Source organism: Dokdonia sp. R78006, assembly GCF_042466145.1.
In the GTDB taxonomy this organism is placed as follows: Bacteria; Bacteroidota; Bacteroidia; order Flavobacteriales; family Flavobacteriaceae; genus Dokdonia.
Window position 1 is genome coordinate 1,732,146 of the sequence record NZ_JAXHBU010000001.1, and the last position, 20,578, is coordinate 1,752,723.

Here is a 20,578-nt window from a genome sequence, read left to right on the forward strand (position 1 = left end):
AATCATTCAATTATATAAGCTCCCTTTTCATAAGTACTATGAAAAGGGATTTTTTTATTTAAACATGTTGTTTTCCATCTAGTGATGTAACTTTTGTAGTTTGATGCATCTGCAATGATTTGAGCTTTCGGAAATCTCTCTGTAAGTCTATTTATATTAATCTTTGGGGACTGGGTGAGAAGTATGTAATCTGGATTTGCATTAGCTAATTGGTATATACCAAGGCTATCTACAACGAGTATTTCTTTTCGCTTAAAGCGAAAATAGTTCTGCATGCATTCTACGGCCACTTCATCTATACGTAAGCCATCCTTATAATTGCGTACTCTGCTATCTTGAATTATAGTGTGTAATGAGTCAGTGCTATGTATTTTAAGCGTGGAGTTGTGGAAAGTACCTATCATGGTAGATTTACTTTTGTTGAAAATAGTGAGATGAGTAGCGGGAGGATTGCTTTTCTCATAAATAATAATAGAGGTCAACAATACCATAGATAGGGATGCCGCTACAAGTCTGGGATTATTGTATTTCTTGAATAAAGAAATACTAAAAATAATGCAGAGGTATAAGCCTATAAGAAATGCAAAACTTATCGTGATGTGATTTGTGATAAAGGCCTCCTTGCTAGCCACCCAAAAAATAAATCCATTCATTAGGTCTATGGCGTAGCCATACGTGGTTGCTAAAGCATCTGGTAAGATGTTTAATACAGCAAGCAATGCAACTAGGATACCACCGCCTAATATGATTCCTAGAAATGGAATAATGATAACATTAGATAGAAAAAATAATCCAGGAAACTGGTGGAAGTAAAATAAACTCAAGGGTAGCACGCCTAACTGAGCAGCTACTGAAACCGTAGCTATACCCCAGATAAGCCTATCTATATAATACCGCGGAGTATAAAAAGAAGACAGCCATGGCTGAATCCATAAAATTCCAATAACAGCGAGATAACTAAGTTGGAAGCCTACTTGATGTATGAGAAATGGATTGTATATAAGTAATAGTACGGCAGAAGCCATAACGGCATCTGTAGTTTTTCTTTTTCCGCCTAGCTGTTGTCCTACCTCAAGAAAGCTAAACATAGTCGCTGCCCTCAATACAGAGGGTGATAATCCAGTGATAAAAGCAAAAGCCCAAATCATAACAATAATAATTATAGACCGAAGCCATCGTAGTTTGTAGTCTGCTATTGGTTTGGTGATAAAGCGTAGCAATAAAAGCATAATTCCTACATGCAGGCCCGATACGGCGAGTATATGCATCATTCCAGCAGATGCGTAATTAGTGCTCATTTGCTTATCTATACCATTTTTCTGCCCAAGAACGAGTGCATCTATAACTGCAAGCTGGTTGCGACTAAATGAATGAGCGTGAATTGCTTTTAGTACGCTTTCGCGAAAGCGTGATGACCACACCCTCAATCCGCTAGAGGTGTGTTGAGATATAAGTAACTCGTCTTTATTGATTGACAGCTGTCCGTGTATTTGTTTTCTTTTTAAATAGCTCCCGTAATCAAATTGATATGGGTTTTTGGATTTGGGGACGGGTAAGAGTAAAGCTCTTGTGTAGTACCATTCTCCTACGCGAAGACGATGCGATATGCCATCTCTATTGACATTGAGAATTACCTTGCCCGAAGTAGCTTCTTTGTTTATCGTCTTTAATGTAACAACATACTTTTCTTGATATATTGTGGGTTTTAGTACTTCGTCTATAGAGAATAAAAAAGTACTTGGGTTGTTGGTGTTTGTGTGGGTAAAATGCGTCTCGTTGTTTAGCGCGTTTGCTCTTTCAGAGGTTGCATAGCCTATGGTTATAAATACAATGGAAATACCTGCGGTAAACGCTATGGCGTTCAAAGGTCTTTTAAAAGCAAGTCTGTGTATTAGAAAAAGTAACGCAATAGCTAGTAATAAAATAGCAGCTATCCAGAACAAGGATACGCGGTAGGCGTCATAACAAATTATCCCAACAATGAGCGCTAGAAGTATTACTAAAATGGGCGTGTTAATCCTCTTCAATATATTACTAATTAACCTTTTGTAAGGTGTAACTGTTAGTAATATAGCAAATTATAATTTACAAGACGCGTCTGGCCATGATATATGCGTCGTTCCAGTAACGCTCATTGAGGTTAGAAGTAAGAACACCTTTTGAGGTAGTGGCGTGTATAAAGTAAATGTCATCGCCCGTAACTTTAGTGACGAGTCCCACATGATTTATGCGTTTGCTACTTTTGTTCGTCTTAAAAAATAATAAATCACCCTTAGAGATTTCTTTGTCTTTTATAGGCTGTCCTCTTTCTGCCATCTGTCTGGAGATACGAGGTAAGACTATATTTTCTTTTTGAAAGGCAATGTAAATCAATCCAGAGCAGTCCATTCCTTTGCTTGTGGTTCCGCCAAATTTATATCGAGTACCTGCAAAGGATTGTGCTTGGTTAATAATGCGTTCCGTCTTTGATGCGCTTATATTTTTAATCCTAGCAGTAGTTCTTGTCCTAGTTCTGTTCGGAGATTTTGTCGTTTTTGAACTTCCACATGAAGTAAGTAAGAAGAGTAAAGAAAGCACTATGAATAATTGTTTCATATAGTAGATGGGCTTGTAGGTTTTTAATTGCTAAGCTGTGCTTCGGTAGTTGCAACAATGAGAGATGCAGTTTTTTGACTTGCTCCAGCTCCACCTAATTTTTTCTCAAGCGCAAAATAGTCTTCAAAAAGAGTGGCGCGATAATCATCATTAGTAATCTTGTCAAGTTCCTTTTTTAATTGTGCAGTATTGAGATCCCCTTGAATTAATTCTTTTACCACCTCACGATCCATAATAAGATTTACTAGGGAGATGTATTTTGTTTTGATAATGCGTTTTGCAATACTGTATGAGACTGCATTTGCTTTGTAACAAACTACCTGTGGTACTTTGAAAATTGCCGCTTCTAGCGTTGCCGTACCAGAAGTAATTAAAGCTGCATTTGCAAAACTTAAGATGTCGTAGGTTTTATTCATCACCAGTTTTACTGGGTAATCTTTAAGGAAAGGTTGGTAAAAAGATACCTCTTGGCTCGGCGCTCCAGCGATTACAAATTGATAGTCTGGATAATCATTTACTACACTTAGCATGACATCTAGCATAGCGCTTATTTCTTGCTTACGACTTCCTGGAAGTAGGGCAATCATAGGTCGCTCATCAAGGTCGTGTTCTTTTGTAAAAGTAGCGGCATCTGCTTGCTCACGACCAGCAACCGCATCTAGAAGTGGGTGACCTACAAAATGTACTTTGTAGTCATGCTTGTCATAAAAGTCCTTTACAAAAGGTAATATCACGTACATATGATCTACATAGGCTTTAATTTTTTTGACACGGCTCGCACGGGATGCCCATACCTGCGGACTGATATAATAGTGCGTAGTAACACCTAATGGTTTTGCCCACTCTGCAATGCGTAAGTTAAAACCAGAGTTATCTATAAGTATGAGCGCATCTGGTTCAAAACGGGCAATATCTCTCTTACAATCTTTAATGAGACCTGTGATTTTACGCAAGTTTGTGACAACCTCCACAAAGCCCATAAAAGCACGCTCTTTGTAATGTGTCACAAGAGTGCCACCTACTTCCTGCATGAGATCACCACCCCAAAAGCGTATATCTGCCTCTGGATCTTCTTTATACAATGATTTCATAAGGTTTGCACCATGTAAATCACCACTGGCCTCGCCTGCAAGAATGTAATATTTCATTAGGTAAACATTAATATCATAGTTACAAATGCAATAGTAATCGTAGCAAGAAGAACGCCTCTCGCTCTCGCATCTTGTCCTTGTCTAAGCATCATAAAAAACGCAAGCAGATTAAGGACGGCACCTATTGCCATAATTTTGCCTAGACGACCTTCGGACACTGCTGTTTGAAGTACGTTTGTGATGGTTCGGTCTTGTGTGCTGCCTATGTATAGAGAAAACAACAGTACACCTATTGCGTTTGCAATGAGTCCTACTATGATTCCTATAATGATGTCTTTTTTCATATGTAATGTTTCGGCTTTCGCCAAAATTTGAATTCTTTACAAATATGCTTATCGTTTTAAAATTTTCGCGAAAGCGGAATTCTCAACCTTAAGCTATAGAAAGATATTGATGTGTGTCAAAGTTACGATTGCTTTGTAAACTTTAGACTAGTCTTCCCACTCATTTAATTCTTGTAAAAAGTGATGCGCCGTGAGGTCAAATTGCACTGGCACAACAGATACATATCCTTGAGATAGTGCCCACTCATCTGTATCTTCTCCCTTGTCTTGATTTACAAACTCGCCAGTGAGCCAGTAGTAATCTCTGCCCATAGGGTTTGTGCGCTTGTCAAAATCTTCTACCCATTGCGCTTTTGCTTGACGGCATACCTTAGTACCTTTAATTTCGGCTGCTGGTAGTTTTGGGATATTTACATTTAAAACAATTCCCTTAGGAAGTCCATTTTTTAATACTTGGCGAGTTATACGCTCCACATATTTTTTTGCAGGCTCAAAATCGGCATCGTGACTGTAGTCTAATAGTGAAAATCCTATTGCTGGGATGCCTTCTACACCAGCTTCTACTGCTGCGCTCATCGTACCACTATAAATTACATTGATGCTGGAGTTGCTGCCGTGATTTATGCCGCTCACACAGATGTCTGGCCTGCGAGGTACAATCTGCTGGTTTGCAAGTTTTACACAATCTGCTGGAGTTCCAGAGCATGTGTATTCTTTATGTGTCGCCGCAGAATCGAGTTTTACAGGGTCACAGTAAAGTGTATCGTTTATGGTAATGGCGTGTCCCATGCCACTCTGCGGGCTATCTGGCGCTACAACAATAACATCACCTATGGTAAGCATTACATCTATAAGGTTGCGTATTCCGGGAGCGGTAATACCGTCATCGTTGGTAACAAGTATTAATGGTTTATTGTTCATAAGAGGAGTTGTAAACTAAGCACGAAAATACGTAAATTGTACTTCAATTCGAGCGACAGTCGGGTTTAACAAAAGATTACGAAGGTTAATCTTATCGTGGCACAATTTTTAATGTACATTGCTAGTTACATGCAAATAAAAGATTTTATGAAAAGGAATTTAAAATTAATCGCAGTAGTACTCCTCTTCTCGGTAGCGAGTTGCAGCTTTACTACAAAGTCATTTGATGATCCAGATAAGGATAAGACATTACTTGATCTTATTTCTTATTTACTTGAGAGAGGTCATTATGATGCAAAAGATATTAATGACGAATTCTCTGCAGCGGTATTTGATGATTACATAGATGCATTAGATCCATATCGCCGTTTCTTTTACAAAAAAGATATTGAAGAATTTGAGAAATATAAGGACAAGATAGATGATGCTATTAGAGATAAGGACTTGACGTTCTTTGATCTTACTTACTCACGTCTTATGGAGCGCACAAAGGAAGCAAATGAGATTCAAGCAGACTTGCTAGAAAAGCCATTTGACTTTACCGAAGATGAAATCTTAGATACAGATTATGAAAAGCAACCCTTTGCAAAAAATAAGAAAGAGCTTAAAAATCGCTGGAGACAGCAATTAAAACTCAACGCATTGAGTTCTTATTTTGATAAAAAGGAAGAGCAAGAAAAAACACCAGAAGAAGGTGAAGAAGAGGTTGCTGCAGATGAACCTAAGGAGGTTCTTTCAGACAAGGAGCTCGAAGAGAAAGCTAGAAATGAAGTAAAGGATAATACAAAGGAGTTTTTTGAATTTACAGATGAACTAGAGCGTCAAGATTATTTTGCAATATTCTTGAACGCAGTAGTTGAGGAATTTGATCCTCACACATACTACTTTGCTCCTGTAGCAAAAGATCGTTTTGATACTCAAATGAGTGGTCAGTTTCAAGGAATAGGTGCGAGACTTCAAAAGAAAAACGGAGAGATTAAAATTACAGATGTTATTTCTGGAGGTCCAGCATGGAGAGGTGATGAGCTGCGCGAAGGTGATGTTATTATGAAAGTGCGCCAAGAAGACGAGAAAGATGCCATTAGCATTGTGGGGATGCGTTTACAAGATGCAATAGAATATATCAAGGGCCCAAAAGGTACTAAGGTGATTCTTACGGTAAAAACAAAACTAGACGGAAGCACTCAGAATATTACTATAGAAAGAGACATTGTTGAGCTTGAAGAAACCTATGCAAAATCTGCCGAGGTTGAAAAAGATGGTAAAAAGTATGGTATTGTAAATCTTCCTAAGTTTTACTTTACGATGGATGATTACAAAGAGAAGAACGCTGCAAGTGATGTAAAGAAAGAAATAGAGCGTCTTAAAGAAGAAGGAATGGAAGGTCTAGTTATCGACCTTAGAAATAACGGAGGAGGATCTCTAAAAACAGTAGTAGACATTGCTGGATTATTTATTAAAGATGGACCTATTGTGCAAGTAGCTTCTAGTGGCGATGAGCCAGAAGTACTTGAAGATGCAGATTCTTCTATTTTATGGGATGGACCACTTGTGATTCTTGTAAATGAAATATCTGCTTCTGCAAGTGAGATTCTCGCAGCAGCAATGCAAGATTATAAACGAGCAATCATCATAGGAGGTAAACAAACATACGGTAAGGGAACTGTGCAAAATGTTGCAGACCTTAACCAGTACTTACGTAAAAACCCTTATGGAGATCTTGGAGCTCTTAAGTTGACTACGCAGAAATTCTACCGTGTAAATGGTGGGTCTACTCAGCTAGAAGGAGTGAAGAGTGATGTAGTGGTTCCGGATCGTTTTAAGTATATCGACATAGGAGAGCGTGATCAAGAAAACCCGCTTCCTTGGGATAAAATAAAAGCTGCAAGTTATGACGTGTGGGATGGTTATGTAGATTTTGATGAAACTATCGAAAACAGTGTACAACGTATGTCTAAAAGCGAGCATTTACAACTAGTAGATGATTATGCTAAGTGGATTAAAGATCGTAGAGATGATCAACAATGGTCACTTAATTATTCAAAATACAAGGAGCGTCTCGCGCAAAGTGAGGAGTTTGCAAAGAAATTTGATGCGATAGATGATTATGATACGAAGCTATCATACAAGTCACTTCCTTATGAGCAGAAGCTTTTTGAAAGTGATACTATTTTAAAGGAAAAGCGTGATCGCTGGCACAAGAATTTAGCCAAAGATGCTTATGTAGAAGAGGCATTAAATGTGCTTAAGGACCTTAAAATAAATAATATAAGAAAAGATAAACTTGCTGCGATAAAAGATTAATTAATGTCGCAACGAGCAAATTCTTTAACAGGCTTAGCGCTCCAAAAATTCAAAAAGAATTTTTGGGGCGTTTTGAGTTTACTATATATTGTATTGTGTGGTCTTGCAGCATTGTTTGCCTATGTGATTGCCCCAGATAGTAGTGAGAACGCAAATCAAATGCACCTCTCTATTCACTCTCAAGGCCCAGGATTTACGGTAGATATACTCACCATACCCGCTCAGGTTGATGCAAGTCAAAGTTTCTTTTCAAAATGGTTTTCTGGCAGTAAGAATGCGAGTACAGAGATTCCTGTTACTTCGTATACCATTTCAGAAAGTAGTATTTCTTACATCCAGTATGTAGGCGACGGTGTAGAGGGAATGCCTAAAACGCTGGAGATAGATGGTGTTGAGGATTATAACGCTTTCGCGAAAGCGAATATCTCCTCACGTACATTTTTGTTAGGTACAGATAAGTATGGTCGGGACTTACTAAGTCGTATGCTTATAGGTGCGCGTATTTCCTTTTCAATTGGATTTGTTGCTGTATTTATTTCGCTTATCATAGGCTTACTTATGGGGTCGCTTGCGGGGTATTTTGGAGGGAAGATTGACGCTGCAATCATGTGGGTGATTAATGTGACTTGGTCTATCCCTACATTATTACTTGTAATTGCTATAACACTAGCTCTAGGAAAGGGGTACTGGCAGGTGTTTATTGCTGTAGGTTTAACCATGTGGGTTGAGGTTGCTCGCGTAGTACGAGGTCAAGTGATGGGAGTAAAACAAATGCAGTATGTTACCGCAGCGAGAGCGCTAGGTTATACAGATGGACGAATCATCATCAAACATATATTACCTAATGTAATTGCGCCACTTATTGTGATATCTGCAGCAAATTTTGCGGGAGCTATCTTAATAGAAAGCGGACTAAGCTTCCTGGGGATAGGTGCGCAGCCACCTACGCCTAGCTGGGGAGCGATGATTAAAGACCACTATAGCTACATCATTCTTGGGAAACCTTATCTTGCGCTCATTCCTGGTGTAGCAATCATGCTTCTTGTAATGGCTTTTATGCTCGTGGGGAATGCGCTGAGAGATGCGCTAGATGTGAAAAGTTGAAATTTTAATTTTTTTTGGGGTAAGATTTTCATTATTGAATAACATACTTGTATATCCAATGATAAAAGTATGACTGATCTTCTCTTGAAACTCCTGAAAAAAGCTGCAATTACTAGTGTTAATAAGCAAGATCTACATTTACAATTATTATCTCACACAGATTACCCAAGTCTTAAATCTATAACCGATTCTCTTGATTATTTTGGTATTGAAAATGTTGCTGCAAATGTCCCACATGATGCATTAACTCAACTTCCCTCATCATTCCTAGCACTCATTCAATTAGAAGATAACAATGAACTTGTACTAGTACATCAAGAAACATCAAAAATTCATATAACCTTTGATTCAGGAAAAACAAAGAAATTTAAGGTTGATGAGTTTAAAAATTTATGGATGGGGACTATCATAGCAATTGAAGTTCCTGAAAATATATCTTCAAAAAATCAATATCATATACCAAGAGAAAGGCTCTATGTAGTATTATTTACACTTCTTATTTTGGGAATTTATAGTCTTCAAGAAGTTAGTCTAGTGTCTAATATCTATATGGCGTTAAGCCTTTGCGGTCTTGGAATTAGCTACTTGGTAGTTAAGGAGGTAGAAGGCGCTGGAAATCCAGTTGTCGCAAAAGTTTGTGGTGCAATCACCTCTGATGTAAAGGGGTGTGGTACTGTTATAAATAGTGCAAAAGAAAAATTTTATAGAGGTTTAGGACTAGGCGATTTATCATTAATGTATTTTTTAAGTATTACAGTTTGTAGTGCAATCTTAGGGGTAAGTACTAGTACATTTTTTGTAATCGCCTTTTTGTCCTTACCAATAATTATATATACTCTGTATACACAAGCGGTAGTTTTAAAAAGTTGGTGTGTGCTTTGTTTAGGTATAGCTGCAGTATTGCTATTGCAATTTACAGTTTTAGCTATTTCATTTTCCGGATGGGTGTTTTCTTTGTCATACACAGTGAGTGGGTTACTCATAACCACATTGGTCAGTATGGTTTGGCTACTAGTAAAACCATTACTTGAAAGTAAGAGGTTACTTGTTGAAGTTCAAAAAGACTACTTAATTCTCAAGCGTGATACGTCAGTTTTAGACGCTATTATTAATGAGAATAAAATTGAAGGTCTCGAGGTATTAAGCGAAGATTCTCAAATCTTTTTCGGTAATAGAAAGGGCATATTACAACTTACAGCATATACAAATCCTCTCTGTGGCTATTGCACAGAAGCTTTTCAAGCTTATAATAATTTATTATCGCAATTTCCAGAAGATGTAGGAGTACAATTTATCTTCAGTACACCAGACGATGCTACAAACCCAAGTACAATTATTTCAAAACGAATTGTAGAGCTGTACAAAGAAGATACTTTAAAAGCTCTTCAGGCTCTTAAGGATTGGTTTTCTATTAAAGATTTAGATCTATGGAAAGCGACTCATGGAGAAAGTAACTCGATGTTACTTATTTATGATGACATTTTAGAAGCGCACCGTAATGTAGGAGTTACAAACAATATAAATTACACCCCAGAAACGCTTATAGGAGCCTCTAATTTTTCTAGAAAGCATTATGATTATAATGATATTCCCTTATTCATAAATCATTTGAAAGAGCAAAAGGAAGAGGAGCCAGTTACGGTTTCTGCATAATTAAAATAAAAAAGAGCCCAGCGGTAACTGGACTCTATAAACATCTTGCAAGGACAGACACAAACCGTGAGTGTCTCTAAATGTTCACGGTAAAATTAATATTTAAATTTTACATTATGTTAAAATCAATTTTAAATTTAGAAGGTGCTCAAGGGCTTACTAAGAACGAGCAGAAAACGATTAATGGAGGCACAGGAACTCAATACTCTTGTGAAAGCGCAGGTGGTAATTGGGAATGTTGGGAGGATCCAAACTCCACTCCTCTTGGAAGTAGTAATGATAGGTGTTATTGCGTAGGCGGCAGTGGAACCACAGGACCTAAGCAACATCCTGATGGAACTACAATAATGGAGTAATTGAGTAACAGTATAACAGGTTATTATAAAATATAGCCTGTTATATTTTATATTTTTTTAATGACAACATTTCCCTTCTATAAGCAACCAGATTCTAAAGATTGCGGTCCCACCTGCTTACGTATTATCGCGAAGCATTACGAATACCATTTTTCGATAGAGGAGTTACGCGCTCTTAGTGAGACTACGCGAGAGGGGAGCTCATTATTGAACATAAGTAACACTGCAGAGCATATAGGGTTTAGAACCTTAGGGGTAAAACTCAATGTAGAAGTTCTGAAAAAAGCAGATTTGCCTTGTATTCTGCACTGGAACAATGATCACTACGTAGTTCTTTATAAGATAAAAAAGGACAAATACTATATTTCAGATCCTGCACACGGTCTAATCACATACAACAAATCAGAGTTTCTAGAGCGTTGGATAGGTGTAAATGCAAAAGATGAAGATGTAGAGGGTATCGCACTTCTGATAGAGCCCACCCCAAAAATTAAAGAATACCAAAGTGAAGATCTAGAAGAGGAGAAAAAGAAGTTTGGGTTCTCGTTTCTTTTTCAATATCTCTTTAGATATAAAAAATTTATAGTCCAGCTCATTATTGGATTAGGAGCAGGTAGTTTACTGCAGCTCGTGGTTCCATTTCTTACCCAGAGTATTGTAGATGTAGGGATCCAAAATCAAGACATTAACTTTGTATACCTTATTCTATTTGCTCAAGTAGCCCTTTTTATAGGAAGAAGTAGTATTGAGATTATAAGAAGTTGGATACTCCTTCACTTAAGTACGCGAATAAACATCTCCTTAATATCAGACTTCTTTATTAAACTTATGAATCTTCCCATCGCATTTTTTGACACAAAAATGACTGGAGACATTATGCAACGTATTAATGATCACCAGCGCATTGAGAGCTTACTCACTACTTCATCTCTCAACGTGCTATTTTCTGCAATTAACTTTATCGTGTTCAGTTTTGTGCTTGCATATTATAGTGGTCAGATATTTGGAATTTTCTTACTGGGAAGTGTCTGTTATTTTGGGTGGATACTACTCTTTCTTAAAAAGAGAAAAGAGTTGGATTACAAAAGATTTTCACACGTAAGTGCAGAGCAAAGTAAAGTGATTGAGCTTATCAATGGGATGCAGGAGATTAAACTCCATAATGCAGAAAAGCAAAAACGCTGGCAATGGGAACACGTACAGGCAAAATTATTTAATGTGTCCATAAAAAACCTAGCCTTAGAACAATATCAGAGTGTAGGTTCTGGACTTATTAATGAGCTTAAAAATATATTGATCACGGTCTTTTCTGCTACCTTAGTGATAAAGGGTGATATTACACTAGGGATGATGCTAGCCATTACTTATATAGTAGGACAGCTTAATAGTCCTATACAACAGTTTATCAATTTTATACGCCAGGTACAAGATGCGAGAATTTCTATAGATCGCCTTGCAGAAATACATAACAAAGAAGAAGAGGATAGGATATCTGTTAATCAAATTACAAACCTAACAGGGGCGTCTGGATTTGATTTAGACACTGTAGATTTTAGGTATGTTGGGACATCTGAACTTGTTCTTAAAGGGCTTACCTTAACAATACCTGCAAATAAAACGACAGCAATTGTAGGAACTAGTGGGAGTGGTAAAACTACTTTAATGAAACTTCTATTGAAGTTCTATGACCCTATTGCTGGAACGATTCATTTAGGATCACATAACCTACAAGATGTGGCAAATAGAACGTGGAGATCTCACTGTGGAGTAGTGATGCAAGAAGGATATATTTTTAATGATACGATAGCTCATAATATCGCAGTAGGAGAAGATCACATAGATCGTGAGAAATTAAAAAAAGCCATTCATCTAGCAAATATTCAAGATTATATTAATGGGCTCCCTCTTGGCTTAAATACTAAAATAGGGATGGAAGGTGTAGGTTTAAGCACAGGACAGAAGCAACGTTTACTTATTGCGCGGGCAATATATAAAGATCCAGATTATCTCTTCTTTGACGAGGCAACCTCCGCCTTAGATGCAAATAATGAAAAAGTAATAATGGAGAACCTCAATACTTTTTTAAAAGGGAAAACGGCCGTGGTGATTGCTCATAGATTGAGTACGGTAAAGAATGCAGATCAAATACTGGTACTAGATCAAGGAAAAATTGTAGAACAAGGTACACACCAGGAGCTAGTAAACCAGCGAGCAAACTATTTTCATTTAGTAAAAAACCAACTTGAACTAGGAAGTTAAGATGCCAGAGATACAATCAAACATACGAAGTGAAGCGGTTCAAGATATCTTGACAGCAGTACCTAACTGGATGATTAGATGGGGTAATACGCTTATGTTAATAGTATTACTTTTATTTTTTGTCCTTAGTTGGGTAATCAAGTATCCAGATGTTATAGAAGCTGGCGTATTAGTAACTACAGAAATGCCACCACAAAAGGAATATGCACAAGTAGGCGGTAAGCTTAAACACATATTAGTTTCAAATGCAGATACTGTAACTCAGTCTCAAGACCTCGCCGTAATTGAAAATACAGCAAATTATCAAGATATCTTATACATAAAAAGTATTATCGATACATTGTCATTTACAAAGGAGCGTTTTGATTTTCCCATTAATGAGATTCCATTGCTGTTCTTGGGAGAAGTAGATGGTAGATATGCCACTTTTGAAAATAATTATATCGCTTATAATCGTAATCGTACACTCAAGCCATTTAGTAATAAACAAGTAAACCAGCGATTAACTCAAGTAGAAATTAGATCTAGATTGTCAAATTTATATACGCAACAATCTATTCAGAAAAAGGAATTAAGGTACCAAGAATCAGATTACAAGCGTCATAAAGACCTTTTTAATAAAGGAGTTATTTCATTACAAGAATTTGAACAAAAGGAACTTGTATACCTCCAGTCTAAGCGGAATTATAATGCTTTAAGAAATAGTATCTCACAATTGCGAGAAACGCAATCAACCACTATTAGTAGTTTTGAGATAGAAAAAACAAACCAATCGGGTGAAGATATAAGACTGTTAAGAAGCACTATTCAATCATTTAATCAACTTAAGAAAGCGATTTACGATTGGGAGTCCACCTATGTGTTGAGATCAGAAATAGAAGGTACTGTATCTTTTTTAGATTTCTGGAGTATTAATCAACAGGTGCGACCAGACGATTTGATTTTTACTATAATTCCGAGTGATAATAAAAGGCATATTGCTAAGCTGAAGATCCCAGCACTCAATTCAGGGAAGCTCGCCATTGGTCAAAAGGTGTTCTTGGAACTTGAGAAATTTCCAGAGAATGAATATGGGAGGTTAACTAGTTCTGTTGATAAAATCTCTGCAGTTACAGATAGAGAAGGTAATTACCTTGTAGATGTTATCTTAGAAGAAAAGCTTATAACTACGTATGGGAAAGAAATTCCATTCCAAAGTGAGATGAGAGGGACTGCAGCGGTGATAACAAAAGATCTAAGGCTATTAGAGCGTTTTTTTTATCAAATACGTGGAATCTTTCAAGGTTAATTTTTGTTGCGCTTTCGCGAAAGCATAACACTTATAATTACTGTAATTATAATACTACCTAGCACATAATATCTCCAGTTATTGTTGCTTAATGGCACAGGATCAATAGCTCCAGTTAATATAAATGAGGACCAGTAATAGGGAGAAAGTTCTGATCCAGAGTGGGTAGCTAGGTATGTTAATTTTGCCTCTCGCAATGCCGAAGATTTTGTTTTTCCCTTACTTAGATGTTCATAAAAGGCATCCATTAATTGGTAGGTTGCTTTGTCATCTACTTTCCATAAAGAGGATAGTGTCCCTTGCGTTCCTCCATGAAAGAATCCTCTGGCAAGACTTAAAATGCCTTCTCCAGCAGCGATCTCTCCAGTTGTAGTCTCACAAGCGCTCAATACAATTAATGATGCATTATTAGGGAGTGCACTTAATTGGTCAAGATAAATCTTATCATCAGAAAACTGTATCCAAGGGTCATCATTGTCTGAACTCGCGTGTGTAGCTAGGTGTAGTATTTTTGATTTGTCAACAGTGTTTATGAAATTTGTAGTAGATGCATTAGTTCCTGAAAACAATGTACTATTTATATGATTGTCAATCATTTCAATTTCACGTTCAGAATTTTCAAGTGATGGCATATTTTGAAATCGTACGGGAGCAAACGCGTTAAGATTATCTGTCGTTGTAGGAGTATGGGCTTTTTCTCTATTCAGTTTGTTAAAAGATACACTAAATAAGTAATGAATCTCGTTATCTTCTATGAGATACTGCACTGGTTGCTCTACCGGACTCGTCACTAGAGCCTCAAAGGGTATCGTGTTCAAGTATCTGTCTGGAATGATGGTAAGATGTTTATCCTTCAGGTGAGTTCTTATTTGCTCAGGAATAATTTTATCATAAAGTGATATTGATACGTTTTGAAATTCTTTGAAATCGATTGTTGTTTGTTGTTTGACTCTTAATTTCTTCAAGAAGCTATTAGATAAATCCTTTAAAATACTAAGGTCATTAATTTCAAAGATGAGTTTTTCTTTACTCATGATAAGGATACCATACCCCGTTTCTGTATTTGGCGCTAGACCAAAACCATTATCTGCCGAAATATGATAAGTTAGTATTGCTTCATCCTTATTTAATGATTTTTGTGTTCCTGCAATCGTATAAAATGAAAAATTAGTAGTCAGACTATCCTTTTGATATAGATTGCTTTTAATAATCTCTTTATGAATCCAGTCTAGGCTGTCTTGCAATACAATCGTTTTTTTTAAGGAGTCTATTTGTATAGCTGTAGATCGTTCCAAACGGTTGATCTGTGATTTCCATAGTCTTCGCTTTTTTAAAATAAAATCTGGAATATTTGAAGATTGTAATTCCTTTAAATTTGCTCTTTCTTCATAAAGAAGTAAAGCTTTACTTTTCTCCATAAATAAAAAAGCGCTTTCTAGATCATTTGCTGTAAAGCAAGATCGTATGGCTCTGCTATAAATTAGTGCTGCTTGTTCTCTCCATAAAAGTTTTGATTGTATACTTACATCACTATTAAAATAGTTGTCAATAATGCGATCTGAGTATTTGAAGAACTGAATAGAGGTATTTAAATCTATTTTGTTTTTACTCTTTAAATATCTCAAATAGTATGTTTCTGCTAGATTAGAGAGGGTGGTCTTCAAATTAAACGTAGATTTTTCAATAGAAAGTAAGTTGTAAATTTCTTTATTATCTAAATATTGAAGACTTTCATTTAAAGCTAATTCTATTGCTTTAACTTGTGATTTAATAGATTGGTCATAATTCCCTAACCTAGCTTGGTTGAGACCAAGATTTGCGTAAATAACACTGCGTTGATTGTAGTCATTTTGGTCTACGTATTTTAGAGCTTCCTCGAGGTTATGAATACTTTTTTCTGGTGACTCAATGTCTAAAATTGTACCATAACTCATATAAGCTTGGGCAATAAAACTAGAATCTTTTATTTTTTTTGCTAAATCAATTGCTTTTAATAAATAAGGTTCACCTTTCTGAATATTTCGGTTTTCGTAAGCGGTGTAAAAGTTACCAAGAACTAAATTTAGTCTATATAAATTCCTGGTAGAAGGTGTGTAGTGTATTGATAAAGAATCGGCTATGAGAAGTTTACGTTCAATTTCTGATCTTGCAGTTTCTCCGCTAATTTTATTATAAGTATAAGTAGAGTAAATAGTATTTTTTATTAATTTATCATAGTCACAAATGTTATGTAACTCTATTTCTGAAAGGTTATAATATATCATAGAAGTTTGGTAGTCTCCTATTTCATTATAATCATCAGCAATCCGATATAGTGCTTTTAAGTAATAGCCGTCATAATTTTTTTCTTTTATAATAGATTTCAGCGTAAGAATACTTGCATTATAATTTCCTGATCTCCTGTAAATCGTACTGCTTTGAAATCGTCTTTGTTCGAGTATTCTTTTATCAGAAGGCGGAGTGTTTTCGATTAATTTTAAAAGAGTTGATAAGCTTTTTTCTAATCTGTTTTTCCTGTAGAGCCAAACCACAAAAGAATCTGATATTCTAAAATAATCTGAACTTTCTTTATTTTTTGATTCAATCTGTACTAATGAATCTATTGACATTATTTTAATGTCAATAGATTTATTAGTGCTAATAATTTGTTTGTAAACTGCGAAATTTTGAGAGCTAACTTGTAGTGTTAACAGACAAAAAAGAGTAAATAAATATTTCAAATACAGTGATTTTTAATGGTCACCTTTACTAGAATCATATTCCACCTCTTCAATATCTCCATCTTCTTTGTCTTCTTCTAATTTGACAATAATTACTGTCGTCTTACACTGAGTTCCTGGCGGAATCATGCCGGGACTCATGTTGTCTAAGTTAAAATTCCAATACTCAATATTTGGATTTGATATACTTACTGGAATCATATTAGTATTTAAACCATATTGTATGTAACTATTACGTATACTTGTTTTTTGGAATTCTTTCAAAAATGGATTCCAAGTAACTGTTACCCCAAAATTTCCAGAATTACAATCATAGAAGGTGTTTGTAGTAAATACATTTCCAGTGATTTTGGGCTCCGTGTGATTTTTGATAAGTGAAATTGGCCTTAATAAAAAAGTAATCATAATCGTTGTGGTGATAATAAAAGTTTTCATGTTCATAATTTTTTATTTGTTTAATTATGTAAATAAGTTCCTTGTTAACTAAAATCTTACCCGAAACTTCTTAGAATATTTATGTCACTCCTTTCTAATCAAGAATATTTAGACGGCCTTTTGTCTGGAGATCAATCTGTTATTCTTAGTATCTATGACAGAATTTTTTCTAAAGTAAGGTATTTCATTTTAAAAAATAATGGCTCGCAAGAAGAATGTGAAGAAATATTTCAAGAAGCTTTATATCAGCTCACTATTAAACTGAGAAATAGTGATATAGAAATTAAATCTTCATTTGAGGCTTACTTCTTTACTATTTGTAAAAATCTTTGGCGCAAAGCGCTTAATTCGAAAAAAAGATGGGTAAGAAACGATGAAGTTATAGCACTAACCAGAGAAGAAGATACAATTGCAGAGTCGTATGAGAATGAAGAACGTTGGAATTTGTTTGAAGAAAAAATTCAAGAACTTTCAGAAAACTGCAGAGAACTCTTAAAAGATTATTTCCAAAAGGTATCTTATGATGAGATTGTAAGGAAATTTAATTACTCATCAGAGAATGTAGCTTTTCAGCGTATGTTTAAGTGTAAGAAGAGACTCAAAGATCTTATTAAGAATGATGTGAGATTTAAAAATTTAAGTTAGTAATGGAAGAAAATCTAGAGCCTGAAATAGAACAATACTTAGGGGGAATGATGACTCCAGAACAGGAACTTGCATTTGAAAATAAAATGAGTGCAGATATAACCTTGTATGAAGAAGTGTTGTTAATAGAAGATATTAATCTCTATCTTAATGATAAATTCTACGATAACTCAAAATCTCAAGACATTGATTTAAATACAAACGTTTCACTATTATCGGAAAAAGAAATCCGAGAACGTATTGAAGAAGTTAATAGTCTTTACAAAGCCAAGAATTTTTCAAAAAATAGAAGGAGTAGGATTGTTTATTGCATATCGAGTACGGCAGCTATTATAATGCTATGTATGGGAATTTATTTTTTTTACTCTAAGAAAAGTAATCTCGATTTGTATACTGCTTTTTATAGTGAGAATGATCTTCCTTCATTTACAACGCGTTCTGTAGATGTGAATTTGCTTTCTCAGATAGAAAAGAGTTTTAAAGCTGGTGACATAGATATCGCTCTTGAAAACTTGAATGCCTACATAAATACTTCTGAGTATGTAGACCCCCTTAGCTATATTTATAAAGGACTTATCTATTCAGAGAAAGGTCAGCTTTCTGAAGCTATAAAGCAGTTGGAAATACTGAAAAATAGCGATTCTCTTGATGCAGAAAAAGCAACTTGGTTTGAGGCCTTAGTGTATTTAAAATTTGAAGATGAGAATAACGTGGAATTATTACTTAGAGATATTGCTTCAAATCCCTCACATTATAAATATTCAGAAGCTATTGCTCTACTTGATAAATTGTAAATCCATTACTTTGTAGTTCTATACTAATAAGAATGAAAAGAAAATACACCTATCCGTTACTAGTGCTATTATTTACATTGGGGTGGTACATATTTGAAAATTATGCTCATCAAGCTATTGATGCACCAGTTGTAGAGGAAGGAAAGCAGCCTAAATCTACTACTAACACTTACTTTTTGCCTACGTCAACTACGGGTCAGATTGTACATCATAATTATTACTCGCTTAGTTATAGTGAGAAAGATGAACAAGCAGAGTGGGTTGCGTACGAGCTTAAAAAAGAGCACATCGTTAATGCCGATTTTAAACGCCCTTACTTTGAAGTAGATCCTAAAGTTGGAACAAAGTCTGCTCACTGGCGTAACTACAAGAAATCTGGCTATGACAGAGGGCATCTGTGTCCGGCTGGAGATAGAGAGTTTAGCAAGGCGGCTTATGACGAGACGTTCTTGACAAGTAATATTAGTCCGCAGCGGCATGATTTTAATGCTGGTATTTGGAACGAACTAGAACAACAGGTACGCTATTGGGCAAAAAAGTATGATGGTGTATATGTGGTAACAGGAGGTGTTCTCAAAGATAAAATGGGTGCTATAGGAACAGAAGGTGTGACTGTTCCAGAATCATTTTATAAAATTATTTATGACCAATCTGGGGGTAATGTAAAAATGATTGCCTTTTTAATGAATCACTCGGCATCAAAGAAGTCATTAAAAACATTTGTAACCTCTGTAGATCAGATTGAGAAACTTACGGGTATTGATTTCTTTCCTGAGCTAGAGGATGGAGTAGAAGATAGGCTTGAAGCGAGTACAAGCACTAGTGGCTGGAAGCTTAGATAGTAAAGTGATATTATATAAAATAAAAAATGCGGCAATTGCCGCATTTTTTGTTGATCTATATAGAAGGAATTTTATCCTTTAATTACACCTCTTGAGATTACGATTTTCTGGATCTCACTAGTTCCTTCGTAAATCTGAGTGATTTTAGCATCACGCATAAGACGCTCTACGTGGTATTCTTTTACAAATCCGTTACCACCGTGTATTTGCACAGCTTCTACAGATTGTTCCATTGCAACTTTTGAAGCATAAAGTTTAGCCATTGCACTCGACATATCGTAGTTATTTCCTTGGTCTTTATCCCATGCTGCTTTCATTACTAGATGACGTGCAGCTTCAATCTCCACATACATATCTGCTAGTTTAAAAGCGATTGCTTGGTGATTGCAGATTTCTGTACCAAAGGCTTTACGTTCCTTAGAGTATTTAAGAGCAAGCTCATAAGCTCCAGATGCAATACCTAATGCTTGTGCAGCAATACCAATACGTCCACCAGAAAGAGTTTTCATCGCAAATTTGAATCCAAAACCATCTTCTCCTATTCTATTTTCTTTAGGAACTTTTACATCGTTAAACTGTAGCGTGTGTGTGTCACTACCGCGTATTCCTAATTTGTCTTCTTTAGGTCCTACTTCAAAACCTTCCATGCCTTTCTCTACGATAAAAGCATTGATTCCTCGGTGACCTTTTTCTCTGTCGGTTTGTGCAATAACTAAATATACATCAGAACGACCGCCATTTGTAATCCAGTTTTTTGTTCCGTTAATCACGTAGTGATCTCCTTTGTCTATTGCAGTGGTAGCTTGTGATGTTGCATCAGATCCAGCTTCTGGCTCAGAAAGACAAAAAGCACCCACCATCTCACCAGTAGCAAGTTTAGTTAAGTATTTTTGTTTTTGCTCTTCACTTCCGTAAGCTTCAAGACCGTAACAAACTAAAGAGTTGTTTACGGAAACTATAACAGAGGCAGAGGCGTCAATTTTAGATAATTCCTCCATAACAAGTACGTAAGAAGTAGCATCCATACCAGCTCCACCGTATTTAGGATCTGTCATAATACCCATAAAACCTAAGTCACCCATTTTTTTAACGAGTTCATCAGGAAACTGCTGGATGTTATCACGTTCAATAACGCCAGGAAGTAATTCTGTACGGGCAAAATCGCGAGCCGCATCGCGTATCATTATATGTTCTTCTGTTAAGCTAAAATCCATCGTGTTTGAATTA

At 36.0% G+C, this 20,578-nt stretch carries 17 protein-coding genes; 9 read left to right on the forward strand and 8 right to left on the reverse strand.

Translation table 11 applies throughout. The annotated features are described in order from the left end of the window. Positions 1–2: 2 nt before the first annotated feature. The 5 genes from SJY37_RS07775 to surE all read right to left on the reverse strand — a co-directional run bounded on the left by SJY37_RS07775 (position 3) and on the right by surE (position 4,951). On the reverse strand, positions 3–2,027 hold the full coding sequence (locus tag SJY37_RS07775; protein WP_298329862.1) for a ComEC/Rec2 family competence protein: 2,025 nt from the start codon (positions 2,025–2,027) through the stop codon (positions 3–5). A gap of 58 nt (positions 2,028–2,085) precedes the next feature. Then, positions 2,086–2,595, reverse strand: coding sequence for a C40 family peptidase (locus SJY37_RS07780; protein WP_298329859.1), 510 nt, complete (start codon positions 2,593–2,595; stop codon positions 2,086–2,088). Between the two features lie 23 nt (positions 2,596–2,618). Further along, positions 2,619–3,743 carry a lipid-A-disaccharide synthase gene (gene lpxB, locus SJY37_RS07785; protein WP_298329856.1) on the reverse strand — a complete coding sequence of 375 codons (1,125 nt, stop codon included), beginning with the start codon at positions 3,741–3,743 and terminating at the stop codon, positions 2,619–2,621. Further along, positions 3,743–4,030: a hypothetical protein gene (locus SJY37_RS07790; RefSeq protein ID WP_035334512.1), complete on the reverse strand. Its 288-nt coding sequence runs from the start codon at positions 4,028–4,030 to the stop codon at positions 3,743–3,745. The genes lpxB and SJY37_RS07790 overlap by 1 nt, the downstream gene beginning before the upstream one ends. A gap of 147 nt (positions 4,031–4,177) precedes the next feature. Continuing rightward, a complete protein-coding gene (gene surE, locus SJY37_RS07795; RefSeq protein ID WP_298329853.1) occupies positions 4,178–4,951 on the reverse strand; it encodes a 5'/3'-nucleotidase SurE in 774 nt (257 codons plus the stop codon). A 147-nt stretch (positions 4,952–5,098) separates the two neighbouring features. Here surE and SJY37_RS07800 point away from each other — a divergent pair, with 147 nt between their 5' ends. From SJY37_RS07800 to SJY37_RS07825, 6 genes are all read left to right on the forward strand, one after another. Next, positions 5,099–7,255: a carboxy terminal-processing peptidase gene (locus SJY37_RS07800; protein ID WP_298329851.1), complete on the forward strand. Its 2,157-nt coding sequence runs from the start codon at positions 5,099–5,101 to the stop codon at positions 7,253–7,255. Between the two features lie 3 nt (positions 7,256–7,258). Then, positions 7,259–8,359 carry an ABC transporter permease gene (locus SJY37_RS07805; RefSeq protein ID WP_298329848.1) on the forward strand — a complete coding sequence of 367 codons (1,101 nt, stop codon included), beginning with the start codon at positions 7,259–7,261 and terminating at the stop codon, positions 8,357–8,359. Positions 8,360–8,428: 69 nt separating this feature from the next. After that, the gene (locus SJY37_RS07810; protein WP_298329845.1) at positions 8,429–10,012 is read left to right on the forward strand and encodes a vitamin K epoxide reductase family protein; all 1,584 of its coding nucleotides are present in this window, start codon (positions 8,429–8,431) and stop codon (positions 10,010–10,012) included. Positions 10,013–10,128: 116 nt separating this feature from the next. After that, a complete protein-coding gene (locus SJY37_RS07815) occupies positions 10,129–10,368 on the forward strand; it encodes a hypothetical protein (RefSeq protein ID WP_298329842.1) in 240 nt (79 codons plus the stop codon). A 60-nt stretch (positions 10,369–10,428) separates the two neighbouring features. After that, on the forward strand, positions 10,429–12,627 hold the full coding sequence (locus SJY37_RS07820) for a peptidase domain-containing ABC transporter (protein ID WP_298329839.1): 2,199 nt from the start codon (positions 10,429–10,431) through the stop codon (positions 12,625–12,627). Between the two features lies 1 nt (position 12,628). Beyond that, entirely contained in the window at positions 12,629–13,915 is a 1,287-nt protein-coding gene (locus tag SJY37_RS07825; protein ID WP_298329835.1) for an HlyD family efflux transporter periplasmic adaptor subunit, read from the forward strand. Here the strand turns inward: SJY37_RS07825 and SJY37_RS07830 are convergent. Together SJY37_RS07830 and SJY37_RS07835 are read right to left on the reverse strand one after the other, a co-directional pair. Continuing rightward, on the reverse strand, positions 13,912–16,524 hold the full coding sequence (locus SJY37_RS07830; RefSeq protein ID WP_298329832.1) for a CHAT domain-containing protein: 2,613 nt from the start codon (positions 16,522–16,524) through the stop codon (positions 13,912–13,914). The genes SJY37_RS07825 and SJY37_RS07830 overlap by 4 nt on opposite strands. Before the next feature lie 123 nt (positions 16,525–16,647). Further along, positions 16,648–17,070 carry a hypothetical protein gene (locus tag SJY37_RS07835; RefSeq protein WP_298329830.1) on the reverse strand — a complete coding sequence of 141 codons (423 nt, stop codon included), beginning with the start codon at positions 17,068–17,070 and terminating at the stop codon, positions 16,648–16,650. An 81-nt stretch (positions 17,071–17,151) separates the two neighbouring features. On the opposite strand from SJY37_RS07835, the gene SJY37_RS07840 reads away from it, so the two are divergent. Genes SJY37_RS07840 through SJY37_RS07850 form a run of 3 tightly spaced genes read left to right on the forward strand, consistent with a single transcriptional unit; the run spans position 17,152 to position 19,351 of the window. After that, positions 17,152–17,715 carry an RNA polymerase sigma factor gene (locus SJY37_RS07840; RefSeq protein ID WP_298329827.1) on the forward strand — a complete coding sequence of 188 codons (564 nt, stop codon included), beginning with the start codon at positions 17,152–17,154 and terminating at the stop codon, positions 17,713–17,715. A 2-nt stretch (positions 17,716–17,717) separates the two neighbouring features. Continuing rightward, positions 17,718–18,509 carry a hypothetical protein gene (locus SJY37_RS07845; RefSeq protein ID WP_298329824.1) on the forward strand — a complete coding sequence of 264 codons (792 nt, stop codon included), beginning with the start codon at positions 17,718–17,720 and terminating at the stop codon, positions 18,507–18,509. Positions 18,510–18,541: 32 nt separating this feature from the next. Continuing rightward, positions 18,542–19,351, forward strand: a complete 810-nt coding sequence (locus SJY37_RS07850) for a DNA/RNA non-specific endonuclease (RefSeq protein WP_298329821.1) — start codon at positions 18,542–18,544, stop codon at positions 19,349–19,351. A 71-nt stretch (positions 19,352–19,422) separates the two neighbouring features. On the opposite strand, the gene SJY37_RS07855 is transcribed toward SJY37_RS07850, so the two are convergent. Further along, complete coding sequence (locus SJY37_RS07855; RefSeq protein ID WP_013750093.1) at positions 19,423–20,565, reverse strand: acyl-CoA dehydrogenase; 1,143 nt, start codon at positions 20,563–20,565, stop codon at positions 19,423–19,425. Positions 20,566–20,578: the final 13 nt, after the last annotated feature.